The sequence below is a fragment of the Wolbachia endosymbiont of Oryzaephilus surinamensis genome, from assembly GCF_025617515.1.
Lineage (GTDB): Bacteria > Pseudomonadota > Alphaproteobacteria > Rickettsiales > Anaplasmataceae > Wolbachia.
Genome location: NZ_CP092526.1, coordinates 255,895 through 270,576 on the forward strand (window position 1 = coordinate 255,895; position 14,682 = coordinate 270,576).

17 protein-coding genes and 1 pseudogene are annotated in these 14,682 nt (G+C 33.7%); 6 read left to right on the forward strand and 12 right to left on the reverse strand.

The features are described from left to right. Window positions 1–128 precede the first annotated feature (128 nt). Window positions 129–689 (forward strand): latrotoxin-related protein, encoded by a 561-nt coding sequence (locus tag MJ631_RS01085; RefSeq protein ID WP_262986480.1) that lies wholly within the window; start codon window positions 129–131, stop codon window positions 687–689. Window positions 690–941: 252 nt separating this feature from the next. Here the strand turns inward: MJ631_RS01085 and MJ631_RS01090 are convergent. Then, window positions 942–2,008 (reverse strand): annotated as a pseudogene (locus MJ631_RS01090) (IS481 family transposase). A gap of 208 nt (window positions 2,009–2,216) precedes the next feature. Beyond that, window positions 2,217–3,146 (reverse strand): Rpn family recombination-promoting nuclease/putative transposase, encoded by a 930-nt coding sequence (locus MJ631_RS01095; RefSeq protein ID WP_262986481.1) that lies wholly within the window; start codon window positions 3,144–3,146, stop codon window positions 2,217–2,219. Window positions 3,147–3,275: 129 nt separating this feature from the next. Between MJ631_RS01095 and wmk (MJ631_RS01100) the strand changes: the two genes are divergently transcribed. From wmk (MJ631_RS01100) to wmk (MJ631_RS01115), 4 genes are all read left to right on the forward strand, one after another. Next, window positions 3,276–4,184, forward strand: coding sequence for a WO male-killing family protein Wmk (gene wmk / locus MJ631_RS01100; RefSeq protein WP_262986482.1), 909 nt, complete (start codon window positions 3,276–3,278; stop codon window positions 4,182–4,184). A 187-nt stretch (window positions 4,185–4,371) separates the two neighbouring features. Then, complete coding sequence (locus tag MJ631_RS01105) at window positions 4,372–5,040, forward strand: JAB domain-containing protein (RefSeq protein ID WP_262986483.1); 669 nt, start codon at window positions 4,372–4,374, stop codon at window positions 5,038–5,040. Window positions 5,041–5,319: 279 nt separating this feature from the next. Beyond that, window positions 5,320–6,543 (forward strand): hypothetical protein, encoded by a 1,224-nt coding sequence (locus tag MJ631_RS01110; RefSeq protein WP_262986484.1) that lies wholly within the window; start codon window positions 5,320–5,322, stop codon window positions 6,541–6,543. A gap of 91 nt (window positions 6,544–6,634) precedes the next feature. Continuing rightward, on the forward strand, window positions 6,635–7,555 hold the full coding sequence (gene wmk / locus MJ631_RS01115) for a WO male-killing family protein Wmk (RefSeq protein ID WP_262986485.1): 921 nt from the start codon (window positions 6,635–6,637) through the stop codon (window positions 7,553–7,555). Between the two features lie 129 nt (window positions 7,556–7,684). Here wmk (MJ631_RS01115) and MJ631_RS01120 read toward each other — a convergent pair whose 3' ends face one another. Continuing rightward, window positions 7,685–8,590: a patatin-like phospholipase family protein gene (locus tag MJ631_RS01120; protein ID WP_263858698.1), complete on the reverse strand. Its 906-nt coding sequence runs from the start codon at window positions 8,588–8,590 to the stop codon at window positions 7,685–7,687. Here MJ631_RS01120 and MJ631_RS01125 point away from each other — a divergent pair. Beyond that, window positions 8,589–9,110 (forward strand): phospholipase D family nuclease, encoded by a 522-nt coding sequence (locus MJ631_RS01125; RefSeq protein ID WP_262986487.1) that lies wholly within the window; start codon window positions 8,589–8,591, stop codon window positions 9,108–9,110. The two genes, MJ631_RS01120 and MJ631_RS01125, sit on opposite strands and share 2 nt — an antisense overlap. On the opposite strand, the gene MJ631_RS01130 is transcribed toward MJ631_RS01125, so the two are convergent. From MJ631_RS01130 to MJ631_RS01170, 9 genes are all read right to left on the reverse strand, one after another. After that, the gene (locus tag MJ631_RS01130; RefSeq protein WP_262986488.1) at window positions 9,111–9,320 is read right to left on the reverse strand and encodes a hypothetical protein; all 210 of its coding nucleotides are present in this window, start codon (window positions 9,318–9,320) and stop codon (window positions 9,111–9,113) included. Between the two features lie 67 nt (window positions 9,321–9,387). After that, on the reverse strand, window positions 9,388–9,906 hold the full coding sequence (locus MJ631_RS01135) for an ankyrin repeat domain-containing protein (protein WP_262986489.1): 519 nt from the start codon (window positions 9,904–9,906) through the stop codon (window positions 9,388–9,390). 48 nt (window positions 9,907–9,954) lie between these two features. Beyond that, window positions 9,955–10,920, reverse strand: coding sequence for a phage late control D family protein (locus tag MJ631_RS01140; RefSeq protein WP_262986490.1), 966 nt, complete (start codon window positions 10,918–10,920; stop codon window positions 9,955–9,957). Further along, on the reverse strand, window positions 10,917–11,126 hold the full coding sequence (locus MJ631_RS01145) for a tail protein X (protein ID WP_262986491.1): 210 nt from the start codon (window positions 11,124–11,126) through the stop codon (window positions 10,917–10,919). The genes MJ631_RS01140 and MJ631_RS01145 overlap by 4 nt, the downstream gene beginning before the upstream one ends. Next, entirely contained in the window at window positions 11,123–11,470 is a 348-nt protein-coding gene (locus tag MJ631_RS01150; RefSeq protein WP_262986492.1) for a phage tail protein, read from the reverse strand. The genes MJ631_RS01145 and MJ631_RS01150 overlap by 4 nt, the downstream gene beginning before the upstream one ends. Further along, window positions 11,470–13,761 carry a phage tail tape measure protein gene (locus tag MJ631_RS01155; protein WP_262986493.1) on the reverse strand — a complete coding sequence of 764 codons (2,292 nt, stop codon included), beginning with the start codon at window positions 13,759–13,761 and terminating at the stop codon, window positions 11,470–11,472. The genes MJ631_RS01150 and MJ631_RS01155 overlap by 1 nt, the downstream gene beginning before the upstream one ends. Continuing rightward, the gene (locus MJ631_RS01160; RefSeq protein ID WP_256438231.1) at window positions 13,743–13,874 is read right to left on the reverse strand and encodes a hypothetical protein; all 132 of its coding nucleotides are present in this window, start codon (window positions 13,872–13,874) and stop codon (window positions 13,743–13,745) included. The genes MJ631_RS01155 and MJ631_RS01160 overlap by 19 nt, the downstream gene beginning before the upstream one ends. Then, the gene (locus tag MJ631_RS01165) at window positions 13,871–14,128 is read right to left on the reverse strand and encodes a phage tail assembly protein (protein ID WP_262986494.1); all 258 of its coding nucleotides are present in this window, start codon (window positions 14,126–14,128) and stop codon (window positions 13,871–13,873) included. Before MJ631_RS01165 ends, MJ631_RS01160 begins: the two co-directional genes overlap by 4 nt. A 46-nt stretch (window positions 14,129–14,174) precedes the next feature. After that, entirely contained in the window at window positions 14,175–14,681 is a 507-nt protein-coding gene (locus MJ631_RS01170; RefSeq protein WP_262986495.1) for a phage major tail tube protein, read from the reverse strand. Window position 14,682 lies beyond the last annotated feature (1 nt).

A 14,682-nucleotide genomic window follows, 5' to 3' on the forward strand; every position in this document is an offset into this window, starting at 1 on the left:
CTTTTTACAATAATCCGAACAGACCGTAATACGCTACTGGCCTGCTATAGCCATAAACACATATCTTATCGCATTCGGACTATTATAAAAAAGGCTATAAAAGTTCAATCTCACAAGTTGATGCACCAATGGATGTAAATGGTACAATAATGTTGCTTGACTTATTGATTAGAAAGGTTACGGGTCGAAAGTATATTTCTACAGTAGATCAGTCTATATCTCCACTAGAAGCAAAGGGCTATGCACTCAGTATTACAAAGGGATTTGAGAAAGTAGTAGAGCAAGCTGCATTAAAAAGTGGCATATCAATGCACCGGTTAAATATTGATTATATGGGAATGCAGAAAGAGATTACTAGAAAAGTCATGAGTGGTAAATTTAATGAAATTTCAGGGATTTTAAAATCGTATGTAGAGAAAGCGTGTCCTGGTGAAGAAGCTGGTAAATTAAGTCCGAAGAAATTTGAAAAGTTTATAGCTCAATTTAATAAGGGTCTGCTAAATCAATCAATAGAGCAGATATTACACAACAGAGATGGTACATTAGAAGTTGATGATGGAAAAAAACAGCAAATGAGTTTAGAACCTCAAAGTTATTTAAGTAATGCTTCTGTTCAAATCCATTCAAAAGTATCAACTTGTCTTTCTGAGATAGGAGTAACCAAGCTTAGAGGTAATCTCAATAGGTAAGTTATAATATAAGAGGTGGAGCTATAATATGCCAAGTAGTGGAAAGTTTAAAGTGAAAGTAGCAAAATTAGCCAAAATAATTAGGGAAACCAGTATCAAGTTTGATGGTCTTAATACTAAAATGGATGAAGTAGACATTAAATGCTAAGTGGTTAATGTGTTTTCCATATTGGACTTACAGCACGTAGCTTTGATATAGAAGTTTGGGTAACATTATGTGTACTAGACACAACTTAATCTGACAGATGAGAATTAACTGACAGAAGAATTGAGGTAGTTAAAACTAATATCAGTCTTTTGTTTAATGTTACTAATATTTTTCTGAAAAGCAATTTGTTTGCTATCAAGAAAAGTTTGCATAGGTGTTTTGCCATAGCAATATTTGCCTGAATGAGGCCTTGTCTCATTGTAAGAACGCAGCCAATGATCAACATCAATCTGCAGATCTTCCAAAGAACTGTAGATTTTCTTTCTAAAGATAATATTGTAACACTCATCTTGCATAGTTTTATGAAACCTCTCACATATGCCGTTAGTTTGTGGAGAATTGGCCTTAGTTCTTGAATGATCAATGTTTTCAATTCCCAAGTAAAGCTGATAAGCATGATTCTCTGGTTTGCCACAGTATTCTGTACCCCTATCAGTCAAAATGCGGGATAATGGCACATTTTGTCCATCAAAGAATGGTATGACTCTATCATTAAGAAGATCTGCGGCAGTGATTGCAGTTTTGTCTGTTTGCCATAGCAACCCTTGAATAGGTATCAATGAAAGTTTGCTGGTAGATCCTTCCTATACCTTTTATATTGCCTACATAATAAGTCTCTTGAGAACCCAAATAACCAGGATGCTCTGTTTCAATTTCACCATGTGCTTCCCTTTGTTCTTTCACTTTCTCTAAAGCTGCAAGTTGCTCTTCAATTAAAATTATGCCATCTTGTGCAACCTTCGCTTCAAGGGCTTTAAGTCTTTTTTTTTGAACGTTTCAATGTCGTTTCTTAGCCATACAACCACCTTCGGAAATTATTATACCTCTTTTTCTCAGCTCATTTGCAGCTCTTTGCTGTCCATATGCTGGAAATTCTATTGCAATATTTACTACTGCTCTTTCTATATCTTCGGAAACTCTGTTTGCAAATAGCGGTTTTTTCTTGCTGATTTCATGTAACGCCTCTTCTCCTCCATTTTCGTATAACTCCTTGAATCTATAAAACGTATCTCTTCATTACCTTGCACGCTTGAGATACATTCCCGAGCTGTTTTGCTAGCTCTAATAAACCTAGTTTTGGTTTTAATATTTTTGTTTGTATTGTATTCATTTCTAACACTCCTTTCTTTTATTATTTTATAACTTACTTTTTTAAAGTGTCAGATTAAATCTTGTTTAATACACATTATGATAGTAATTTATATAATTCTATGTGCAATCTTTATAGCCATTTTAGACAGTTCACTAGATTCTTAATTAGGGGATATGTCTAACTTAAAGAAGGTTTTCATAAATGTTAAAGTGAATAAGTAGGAATATTATGTTTTTTCCCTGAGTTGTAAAATTTCAGAATGAGAGAGACCGGTAATTTGAGCTATAACATCTATAGATACACCGGCCTTGAGTGAGTTTTTTGCAACTTCAATTTTACCTTCAATTTTACCTTCAACTTTACCTTTTTCATGGCCGATTTGGATGCCTTCTTGTCTACCTTCTTGTCTACCTTTATGAGTAGCATCATCAAGTTTTTGAGCAAGAATAGCTTTTTCTTTTTGCACGCTCAATATTCTTTCTTCATATGCGATCAAATCCTTTTCATTCCAGCGGAACCTGTCTAATTCATCATATGCTAGCTTTATTATCGGAGCTTCTGCTGCTATCTTTTTCAAATCTTCTTCAGTTGTATCTTCTGCGTATTTAAAAAAGAAACACCATCTCTCTGTAGTATTCTCTAACTGCTCTACCTTATTTTTTGTAAATTTAGGCAACTCAATAAAGACAAATTGTAGATCTTTCAAGTAATGCCCATTGGTTTTGATATCGCGTATATTATGAGTAGAAATATAGTCAACTTCTTCAGGTAGAAGGTTACAATTGGAAATAGCAATAAAGAAGACTTTCTGAAGATCAATGTAATTACCAGATTTATCTAATTGTCTTGAGTAAGCCTTAGCAGCATAAAGTTGAGCACGTTTTTCAAAGCCTTTATCACGAGCGAGCTGCATTTCGATGACAAATCTATTACCAATGGAGTCTTTGCAAAGAACATCAACAATACTTTGTTTGTCAGAGGCAATTTCAGGATCCATGATGGTACTAAGGAATTCAATTTCTATTATTTGATCAGAAGTAGAAAAGTCCAAGATATCGTTGAGGAAGTGAATGAGGATATTTTTATTCTTTTCAGAGCCAAATATTTTTTTAAAGCTAAGGTCGTTTTTTGGATCAAGAAATTTAGATAAAGCCATGAGAAAGTAAGATAAAAAACATTAATAATTATACACAATTGTGAAGAAATATTCAACTAAAATGCAAACATAGAAAGAAGCATCCCTTTTGTATATCTTTATTTGGTAGTATTAACCTGTATAATATTTATGGCGAATATCTCTCTAAGATACCAAATAGCACAAAAAGTAAGAAGCTGGAGGTTAAAACAAAAATATACCCTGAAAGATTTAGCAGGCAAAGCAAACATAAACTATCATACACTGCTAAGATATGAGCAAGGAACATGTGGCATTCCAATTGAAAAGTTAAAAATATTAGCAGGGGCATTATCAATTCCTATTAGAAATCTATTTCCCAAACGAAAGGTGCTAAGAGAAAATAGCTGTTTTGATAAAGCTAAGGAGCAAGCAATGTATAATCTAATGCAAAGATACATACAAATAGGAGAGCGAGAATTACGCAAGGTGGTTTATGCTTTGACCCAATCTATTCAAGCTGAAAAGGAAAGTAATATCAAAGCAGCAAGAATAAGAATTGCGAGGAATCTAGTTAAGGCGGGGTTTGATACTGAGATTATCTATCGAGCAACAGGCTTATCAGCTGAAGAATATGCTGATAAAGAGAGATACGAGCCAAACGGAGGACAAGAGATAAAAAAGTGGAGAATAATAAGGGGATATACTCAAGAAGAATTAGCAAAAAAGCTAGATGTAGGTCCCTCACAGATACATCACTATGAACAAGGTAGTGTTACTATTTTAAGTGAAAGGTTATGGGAAATAGCAAGAGAATTGTCAGTAGATGCTGAAGATCTAATAAAGGAGTACAAAGAAAGTGATTGCGAAGGAGAAAGTGAATTATTAAGTTTGGCAAGAGAATATAGAAAAATTGACAATCAGGAATTACGAGATGAGCTGGATACATGGGTAGAATTTTTATTGCAAAGAAAGCAAATTTACAAAGAGAAGATTAATAAAACAGAGGAAATGAAAGTTGCAAATAATTTACTTCAGTTAGGTTTTTCTACTGATGTTATTTCTAAAATAATTGATTAACAACAACCTTTTTACATAACTTGAAAATAAATATGTATTAATATCTTTACCTATTCATGAAAAAATAAGTAAAAAAGATTTAAAAATTGATTTGACTTCACTCGGAAGCTATGGCTCTATGCCAATGCTGATAAAAAACAGCAGTAAATAATTAAAAACAATTTGTTATTAACGAGGAGTATATTTTATGAATAATGGTAAAAAACTTACAGAAGAAATTGAGAGAGTACTACAAAGCGGAGGAGGAAGTGCTTTATTTGACCGTGAAATAGTGTCAGTGCTTTTAGGAGCAGTTCATGACAGAAAGCAAGCACAAGATGTTACTAAAACTCTAATGGATAATTGTCCAGGAATAGGAGAAATTTTAGGGCGAGAAATCGATGATCTGAAAATGATAGAAGGAATGACCGAACATGCAGCTGCAGCAATTGAATGTGTAAAAGAAGCTTATAAAAGAGCACTCAGAGAAGGATTAAAGAGAGGCCCAGTAATGGATAGCCAAGAAAAGCTGATAGAGTATGTAAGGGTAAACATAGGCTTTTCAGCAAAAGAAGCTGTTCAGATAATATATTTGGATAAACAGAACCGTTTGATAAGAGATGAAGTGTATTTTGGTACAATAGATGAAGTACACCTATCTGAAAGGAAAGTGGTAAAAAAGGCGTTATCAATGGAAGCAGCATCGATAATATTATCTCACAATCATCCAGGAGGGAGTTTAGAGCCATCAGAAGATGATAAGGTTATGACTAGAGAATTAGTATCAGCATGTCAAGGAGTGGGAATTGAGTTAGAGGATCACATTATTATGACAGACAAAGGATATTGCAGTTTTAAGGAAAGAGAGCTGTTATAAACCAAATTTCAATTGCTTGAGAAGTTTGGCTACCACACAGTAGCAAAAAAACTTAGTCAAGAATCTGGAGAGAGATATTGGAGAATTATAAAATATAAAAGATCTTTGTATAGTTTGTATATTAAGTTGTAGTTAAAGAATAAAAGTCCTGATAAAGCTATTCTTTTAGTATAAATAGTTGCAAGATATACAAGATCTTTTTATAATTTGCGTATTAAGTTAATTATAAAGCAATAAGTTGCTCTGTAGACTTGAATAACATGATTAATAGGAGGCTATATGACTACTAAAAAAACAGTATCATTTGATGATACAGATGGAAATACTTATGAGTTAATCATTGATTCTAAAAAGTTACCAAAAGGACTATATAGTGCTATTAGGCGTACTAGCAAAAAAAATCAGCAGCTTATACTTTTAGACGAGACTGATCCGAAAATATTTGATGATAAAAGTAGGTTTGAGAATCCTGAAGGTGTGCCTTCCCCTAGCGATGTTTCTGAAAAATCAATCAATCTTGGAGAAGGACGTGAGGTTTATAACAAAAAATCTTCAAATCGTCAAAATCCATTTATTCCATCTTTAAGCAAGATAGAGCTAAGTGCAAGTGAAAATGCAGAATTGAGGTGGTTTAAAAGTAGAGTGGTAAAGGCAAAAAGCGTAGAAGAACTGAACAAGACTATAGACCAAGCACTAAGTGCTGGAATCAGGATAAATGCGTATAGCGAAGGACAGAAGAGTTTTGCTGATACGGTGATATCGAAAATGCCTTCGATCAAATGCAAAGAAAATGAGAAGGAAGACATAATATGTGAATTGATGCTAAATGGAGCAATATTCAGTTACGATCTATTGCAGGATAAGGGAATAAGTGAAATGCATAACAAACTGTATCAAGAGGTTCGTCCACAGATAGATGAGTGGCTTAAAGAACTGAGAGAAATCGGTGAAAGTGCTATTGAAAATGAAGGAATCATAGAAGACGTGGAAATGGATAATCAGACGTTTTTTATGAAATTTTCTGAGAATAGTAAGGTAAATATTGCAAGAGTATTGGAAGGTACAAGAAATTTAGGGTTAACCACAGGAGAGGTAAAATTAGGAGGTGATGTAATAGAAGTAGGAAATAGTAAGGTTGAAGTTAGAAGTGAAAAAGAAGGTGAGAGGAATTACGTTGATGTGTCTGATAATAGTGCTTTTGAGATAACATTTCCTACAAGTATTGGTAGCCTAAAAATTGTAATATACCATAATAGAGATAAAGTAGAGGTCAGAGTAGCAGATAAAGAAATGTGGTCTGAGCTACAAAAAAAAGGGGAAACTATAGGAAAAGGGTGTTTTTTTGGAGGAATGACAGTCACAGAAGCAGTAGAAAAAGGAAGTTTTCCTAGGAGTGGCAAGTGGAGTAAAGATAAGGTTGAAAAGACAATTAGTAATAGCGAAACATTATCGTGGGTTGATAAGGTATGTGGAGGTAGTAAAGAAACTTCTCGGAAACTTTAAACGAAGGGAGGTTTTCTTCCCTTCTTACTTACAACCATAAAATTGAAAAAGGCTTTCTAACAGATGTTTATTTCGGTAAAATTGTTACGATATGGCAAATATCTCTATAAGATACAAAATAGCACAAAAAGTAAGAAGCTGGAGGCTAAAACAAAAGTATACCCTAAAAGATTTAGTAGAGAAAACAGGCATAAAATATCATACATTACTAAGATATGAGCAAGGAGCATGTGGCATTCCAACTAAAAAATTAAAAGTAATAGCGGAAGCATTATCAGTTCATGTTGGCAGCTTATTTCCTAGACAAAAAGTACTGAGAGAAAATTGTTCTTTTAACAAAGAATGGATGATAGCAAAAATAAAGGGACAAGAGTCATGCAAGTTGATTCGCGACTTGACTGGGTTTATTCAAGCTGAAGAGGAAAATAATGTAAAAGCTGCAAGGGTAAGCATGGCCAAGAACTTAGCGAAAGTAGGATTTGATAATGATATTATCTATCGGGCAACTGGTTTATCAACTGATGAATATGATGAGGAAAAAGGCTCTGAGCATTCAAACGAAGGACAAGAGATAAAAAAATGGAGAATAATAAGAGGGTATACTCAAGAAGAATTAGCAAAAAAGCTAGATATAGGACCCTCACAGATACATCACTATGAACAAGGGAGTGCTACCATTTTAAGTGAAAGATTATGGGAAATAGCAGAAAAGTTATCAGTTAATCCTGAAGATCTGATGAAGAAAGAAGAAGATAATTATAAAGCAGAAAACGAGCTATTAAGTTGGGTGAGAGAGTCTAAAAAGATTGACAATCAAGAATCACGAGATGAACTGGATATATGGGTAGAATTTTTATCGCAAAGAAAGCAAGTTTACAAAGAAAAGATTTACAAAGCGGAGGCAATAAAAGTTGCGAATAATTTACGTATGTTGGACGTTTCTATTGATGCTATTTCTAAAATAACAGATTTATCTATTGAGGAGCTTGAAAATTATGCTTTCAAAACTTAGCCTGGGTTAAAAACCTCAGTAGTTTACTGACTCAGAAATAATATATTAAGATATAAGTGAAAGTAGTTATATATTTAATACTCCCACTTCTATTCTAAAAACTTGTTTAGCTCTGCAGAATTTGACGTATCAAGATAAAACATCACAGAATTTATCTATCAGTTCCTGATTGTCCTCTATCATTGCCTTTGCCTCTTGCTGAAGAGATTTGATATTTTTTGATGTAATATTATCCATGTCAGGTGATGCTATTTTCAATTGCGATTGTATGCGTATATATTTATCAGCTATAACTTGATTAAGTTGATAGTTCACTGCATCTAAACTTGAAGAAAACATCACATGTATTAGTGGTTTTATCCAGCCTATTTTTCCCAATCTCTTTGAATTGGCTATGCTTCTATCTGTTCTGCCAGTACCTATCGATAACAGTAGAATATCATCATTTGGAAATAACCTCTTACCACTTGCATATGCACAAGCCGCTGGATTATTTGCAAATACTCCGCCATCCACTAATACCATTTCCTTTTGGTTGATTTTAAGATATTTAGGTGCAAAGTAAGTAGGTGCTGCAGTTGTAGATCGTAATGCATCTTTCAATTTGATAAAATTTCTATCTTCTCTCCAGCTTTTAAAGAAGAAGGGATAATTGTTCTTAATATCGTAGCTTGTAAGCATTAAATTATTTGTTGCATCTGCAAGAGTAGAATCACCAAAATATCTATTCAGAACGCATTCAATATTTTTGCATGAATACTGTGCACAATTTAGCCAGGAAAATATTGATCTTCTGAAAAATGAAGACTTAAAGATATGTGACCCGTCTTTCTGATAGAGATCAACTAAGTCGAGAGCAGAGTATTGTTTATTACATAATCCGGCAACGATAATACCACCTGTAGAAGTTCCGACCATTAAGTCAAACATTTGAGAGATTGGCTTTTTTGTTCTATACTCTATTTCAGCTAGAACAATAGCAGGTATAATACCTCTTATGCCTCCACCGTCGACTGAAAGAATATATTTGGCCATGTTTAGATATTTATTGATTTTTTTAACTTGTTTGCTTTTATCAGGTTGTGTTTCTTGTCCAAGTACTACTGTATGTTTCACTCCTAGAGAAAATTGCACCAATCTAATAATTGATTCTGTGGGTCATGCTAAAAAATCCGTGTTGGTTCAGGCATACCAATTTACCTCGAAGCCTATTGCTGAATCCTTGGTTCAAGCTAAAAAGCGTGGAGTTGATGTCATGGTTATTCTCGACGAATCGCAAGTTAGCTCAAAGTATAGTGTTATCAATGAGCTGTTTGAGCAAAAAATCCCAATTTGGGTAGACTTTAAACCAGCGATTGCTCATAGTAAAATAATGATTATTGATGATAACAAAATAATAACTGGCTCTTTTAATTTCACCTATGCAGCTGAATCAAGAAATGCTGAGAATCTACTGATTATAACAGGGGATCCTCAATTAGTTGAGCAATACATCGAAAACTGGAAGGATCGTCAATCTCAATCTGATCCTTATACACCAAAAGTAGAAGAATAATTACTTTAAATCAGCTTTAAGTTCATCCAATTCCTCAGAAAGATTTTTTACCCTTTCCTCAAGTACTAACACTTTTTCCATTAAACCATATTCAATGAGTTTATCGTGAAATTGTACCCTTGAGTCTAGCTTGGATAACCACCATATCAATGCTACGGTTTGGATTAATATGGTAATAATTACCGTAATTGGGATTTTTTGCTTTTTCATGTGAAAATATTAACTTGTTATGGATAGTTTTAGAAATTTATGTATAGATTATAGAAAACTTACAGCTTTAGTGATTACTTTTTGTTGATTCGTATTGATCCTCTGCTTTAGCAAGTAGCTTTATGATTTCTCTATATGTTTTGCCTTTGTTTTTATCATATCGCAATTCCACTACAGCCATATCTCTTGGTCTTCTTCCATCTCGATCTGTAGCTATAGGATTTGATCCTTTATCTAATAAGAATTTGACAATTTCTAAATGTCCATTATCTGCAGCATAATGTAGTGCTGTTCGCTTAAATTTATTGGCAGTATTTATATCAACATCCTTTTCTACTAAAAATTTTATAATTTCTAAACATCCTTTTTCTGCAGCATAATGCAATGCTTTTTCGCCAATATTTACATTATTTTGTATCAAGAGCTCGATATTTTCTAGGTCACAAGTTTCAGATGCAATCTCTAATTTAGTAATGCTATCTTTATATCTCTTTTCAGATAAGGAAATACATACGATTACAATACATACTGCTAGTGCTATTAATAAAATTAGTCTATTTTTATATATGATCGAATTTATGTTCATGTATTATATATTTATTTGGAATTAAATGACCATTTGCTTAAGTTTCACTTAAACAGCTTTGCTCACTGTTGCCTCTACTATAGTTTGATATCCTCTATTATTCAGAATATGTTCTGCCTTGCTAATTATCCATTCACCTTCAATTTCCTGACAAAATCCTGAAAGGCTGATCTTAGCTTCTGCAAATAATTCTGGATTACCAGGAACAGTTACATTTAAATTTGATGTACTACGTTTTAGTTGTTTTAACTTAGCTGCTGCTGCACTAATTGCTGATTCTGCGGTAGAGTAAAGCGTTTGCAGGGTATAACTTGGACCCTCATTTCCCACTTTCTCTTCTATAGTTTCTCCCTTTTCATAACTGTGCCATTTTGCAATAACAGATCCATATTTGTTACGCACATTAAAATTTACCTCCCAATTTATAATATCTTTAGGTGTTAATACTGTTGTACCTAACATCTTTCCAGTCGCTGATCTTGCTTCTCCCTTTGGAATAAAAATTATATATCCTCCTGCTGGTTTTACTAGTGCATCATATTTTTTGCCTAATCCTTCCAAAAAACTCATGTCGCTTTCATCTGCTTGAATGGTATGTGGTATAAATATATTTTCAAATCTTTCAGCGACTTTACCTTCATACCCATGTTCTTGTGCTATTTCTTTAATCAAATCTTCCAAGGTAATGTCTTTCCATTCCTTTGATTTTCTTTCCTTTAATGATCCTCTTAAACTTGCAGCGTCACATTTTATTCTTAAAGTTTGTGGTGGACTTTGTATTGTAATTTGATTTGCCTTATATACCCCCATAGGTAATAAACCTGTTTCTTTATATCCTAGAAAAACCTGTAAATTACCCTTAAGTTCTAAAGCGCTAGAGTTATAACTAATATATATCTCAGCTTCGTCACTTGTAGTACCGGATCCATCAGTAACACGTAATAATATTAAACTCTTTTTTAAAACCTCTGTTACTGGGTTATTTTTTGCTACTATATCAAAGTCTGGCGTCATTCATCTAAAATATTTATGACAGATTCTTTCGATATTTTCTGAATTTTAGGAAGCTTAATTCTTAATCCAGCGGGCAAAAAGCTTGCGTATTCTGCAAGGCCTGGATTTTCAAGCAATACTTCCTCCACTGCTTCACTACTGTATCCATAATGTTTCCAGCAAATGTAATCCAACATTTCGTTTTCTTTCGTGTAATAATAAATCACTTACTGTAACTTTTTAACTTCAAAATAAACTCAACTTTTCTCGGTTTTCCATCAGGAAAAAATAATATCTGCTTTTCTTCTACATTAGTAATGACAAAATTTCCAAATACACTTCCTGAATTATCAACTAGAACGTGTGGTTCTTGAGTGTTACGTATATTTTTTAGCTGTTCTAAGCCATTACTCTGATAACGTGAATAAATCACTCCTGTTAAATCAATACATTCAATTCCTGAACCAATGTTTTGTAGCGACGTTTTTTCAATACATTCAATTGTATACCACCTTTTTTCTTTACTGTATCTTAGGCTTATTGGTTCAAGCTTACATTTTCCAAGCAACATCAATGTAACTCTTCAACTATATCAAAAAGTGCCCCACGTGCTTGTTCTCTAAATCGTTCTATTACTGCATCAGCAACGCTGCGGACATCTTCAGACTTAATGTTGATATTAAACGTTTGATAGAATGCTTGGTTATATACTTTAGATTCCCTATTTTCATATCTACTTTTCTTGAATGCTTTCTCAATTTCTTCTTGTTCTATAGCTCTTTTTTCTTCTATAACACCTTTAACTTTAAAACTCTCAAAATTGCCTTTACTATTTTCTGAAAATTGTTTAATAGCACTATTACTTGTCAATGGGTTTCCGTTACTGAAAATGCTATTTTTAGAAAGCTTATTAACAAAATTTCCATTATTTTCAAATTTTCTAATCGGGTTATTCTCAGCAAATATGCTACTAACTGTATTTCCCATCCATGAAAAAGCTTTTCCTATAGGTTCAATGAGTGATTTCCAAAAGCTAGAGAAAAAGTCTTTCACTTTTTGCCAGTTAGTTAGAACATAAGCTGCACCAGAAACAAGACTCGCTATTAAAAGTCCAATTGGGTTAGTCATTACAGCTAGTGTTATTGCTCTTAGCCCTGTTATTACTGCAGGGAAAACTATAGCTGATAAAAATGAAAATGTTGCCAATATCGTTGCTTTAAGACCAAAAATTGTACTTCCTAATAAAGTAATTCCATAGCCTACTCCCACTACTAAGACTTTCAAACTTATCAAAGCTGCTAAAGTACTCATGATTACTGTAGTTAAAGTTGGATATTTTTCTGCAAAAGAAGCTATACGCTCTGTTATTGCTTTCAAACTTCCAGCTACATAATTTAAAGTAGGCAACATCACTGACCCTAGATTCATTCCAGCTTCAAATACTGCATTTTTAAGTAATTGTAATTTATTAGCTGTAGTGTTTGCCCGATTTTCAAATTCTTTCTGCATTGAGGAGCGGTATTTTCCTTTATCAGCTACCTGTTCAATAGCTTTCTTATAAATGTCTAAGCTTCCTACTAAAAGAGCAATGTCATCTTGAAACCCAGCGCCAAATAGATTCATAAGAATACCGGCACGCTCTTGATCGTCTATTCTTTTTAAAGTTTCAAGGAATTGTAATATTGCCTCTTGAGGATTTTTTTTAATGGTTTGTTCGAGCTCTTCTATACTTGTTCCCATCTCATCTAATGCATCGTGAAATTCAGGACTTTGCTCTCTTGCAGTCTGTAGTTTACTAAGAAAGTTATTTATAGCAGTTGCTGCTTTTTCAGGTTGTTTACCTAAACTTATGAACGTACTTGCTAAGCTACTTGCTTGATCAACTTCTAAACCAAACTGTTTAGCATTACCACCAATTCTATTTAATGTAAGAACCACTTCTTGTGCTTTAGCAGCGGTATTGTCTGAGAGATGGTTTATTATGTTACCTACATTTTCCATACCATCAACTTTAATTCCATAGACGTTGGATATTTTCGCAATAGCATTACCAGCTTCTTCTGCCGACATATCAAACGCTGTGGTCATTTTGGCAACTACTGTTGTAAACTTAATAAGATCATTTTTGTCAATACCAAGTTGACCACCACTTGCAGCTATTTGTGCTAATTCTGCAGCTGACAAGGGTATCTCCCGAGATAATTTCTTTAACTCTTTAGCAAACTTTAATGCTTCATCTTTAGTGTCATTTTGCACAAATTTTACTACTTTCTTTACATCAGCCATAGCCGATTCAAAATCAACAGCAACTTTAATTGGCGCTGCAAGCGTTAGCCCTAGCCCAATAGTCTCTATAATTTGTGACTTAAAATGTGCTTTGCTTGCTAAAAAACTTTGGTGACTACGTATTGCAGACCCAAGCTTACCATACTTACCTTTTAGCACTTCAATAGAAGAACCAAGTTTATATTGATCACTTACTAATGACTTAATATTTCTTCCACTTTTTCTTACTGCTTCATTAAATGAATGCAAAGCATCTCTCTTTTTCAAATATGCTTCTTTTGCTTTTATTGCGGAGGTTTTGGCCTTGTCAAATTCTGCTTTTAAGGTTTTGCTCGGTTTCTCTATTGCCTTCATTTGTTTAGCTAAAGATTTTACTTGATCTTCAAAGCCCTTCCACGACCTCCTGCTAGTCAAAACATCATGACCCAACTGCTTAAATTTTGATACTGATTTTAAAGATGAGTCAAGCTTCCTTATGTTCTCACCAAGATAAGTAAGTTGATTACTACTGCCCTTTATTACAGTATTAAAACTGCCATCTAAAACAGCTCCTATTTTTATAGATAACGTTGACATTTAAGCTCCCTTGCTAATTTGCTCCATGAAATAAATTCACTAATCTCCATATCAAGAATGTGCTCAACTCCACCACCTATGATAGAGCCAAGCACTAGTATTTCTAATCTCAAGTTTTTTGGATAATTGGTGAAAAAAAATCCTTTAATACTTCTTGCATTTTTACATAATCAGCAATATCCAACTCTTCAATTGCTTCTTTTGCAACTGATGTCAGATTGGCAGTCAAAGTTACTTCCTTACTTAGATCACTACCATTAAGTCTCTCAATAGCTAAATAATCTCTAACTTTTGGACGTCTAATGGTAAGTTCTGAGACAGAAATTCCATCAACTGTTATTGGGTTATTAAGTTTTACTGTTGTCATACTTTCTCCTAAAAAATAAAATTCTAAAATCTTTTTAAAACTAAACCTAAATACCTAAAACCGTTTGCAGCAAGGCCATTTGATCAACACCATTTATCTTTCTAATCATATTTTCAGCATCGATTTCTATTAATTCATTACCACCTATCGTAAGTTTATAGTAATGGGCAGCTACAGTGCATTTGAGAGTGGCTTTTTCAGCAGGTTTCCAGCTGCCAAAATCAAATTCTCTGAATATGCCCCTAAGGTTGATTATTACTCCTTCAATATCATTGCTACCACTTCCTTGCATCCCTCCACGGAGCGTCAAAGCTACTGAATTCCCATTTATCAGCCCAAATAGCCGAAAGAGCTCTGTATCGTATTCAGAAAAAGTGAAATCTGCTTCAAGCTTTTCCATGCCCATGTCAATATTTATTGGGATATCCATACCACCAGCTCTATATTCTTCAGTTTTTATGGTAAGCTTTGGTAGGGTAATTTCATCTATTTTTCCTGCGTAACCCCGACCATCTACGAATACGTTAAAATTCTTTAAAATCTTCGGTAACATT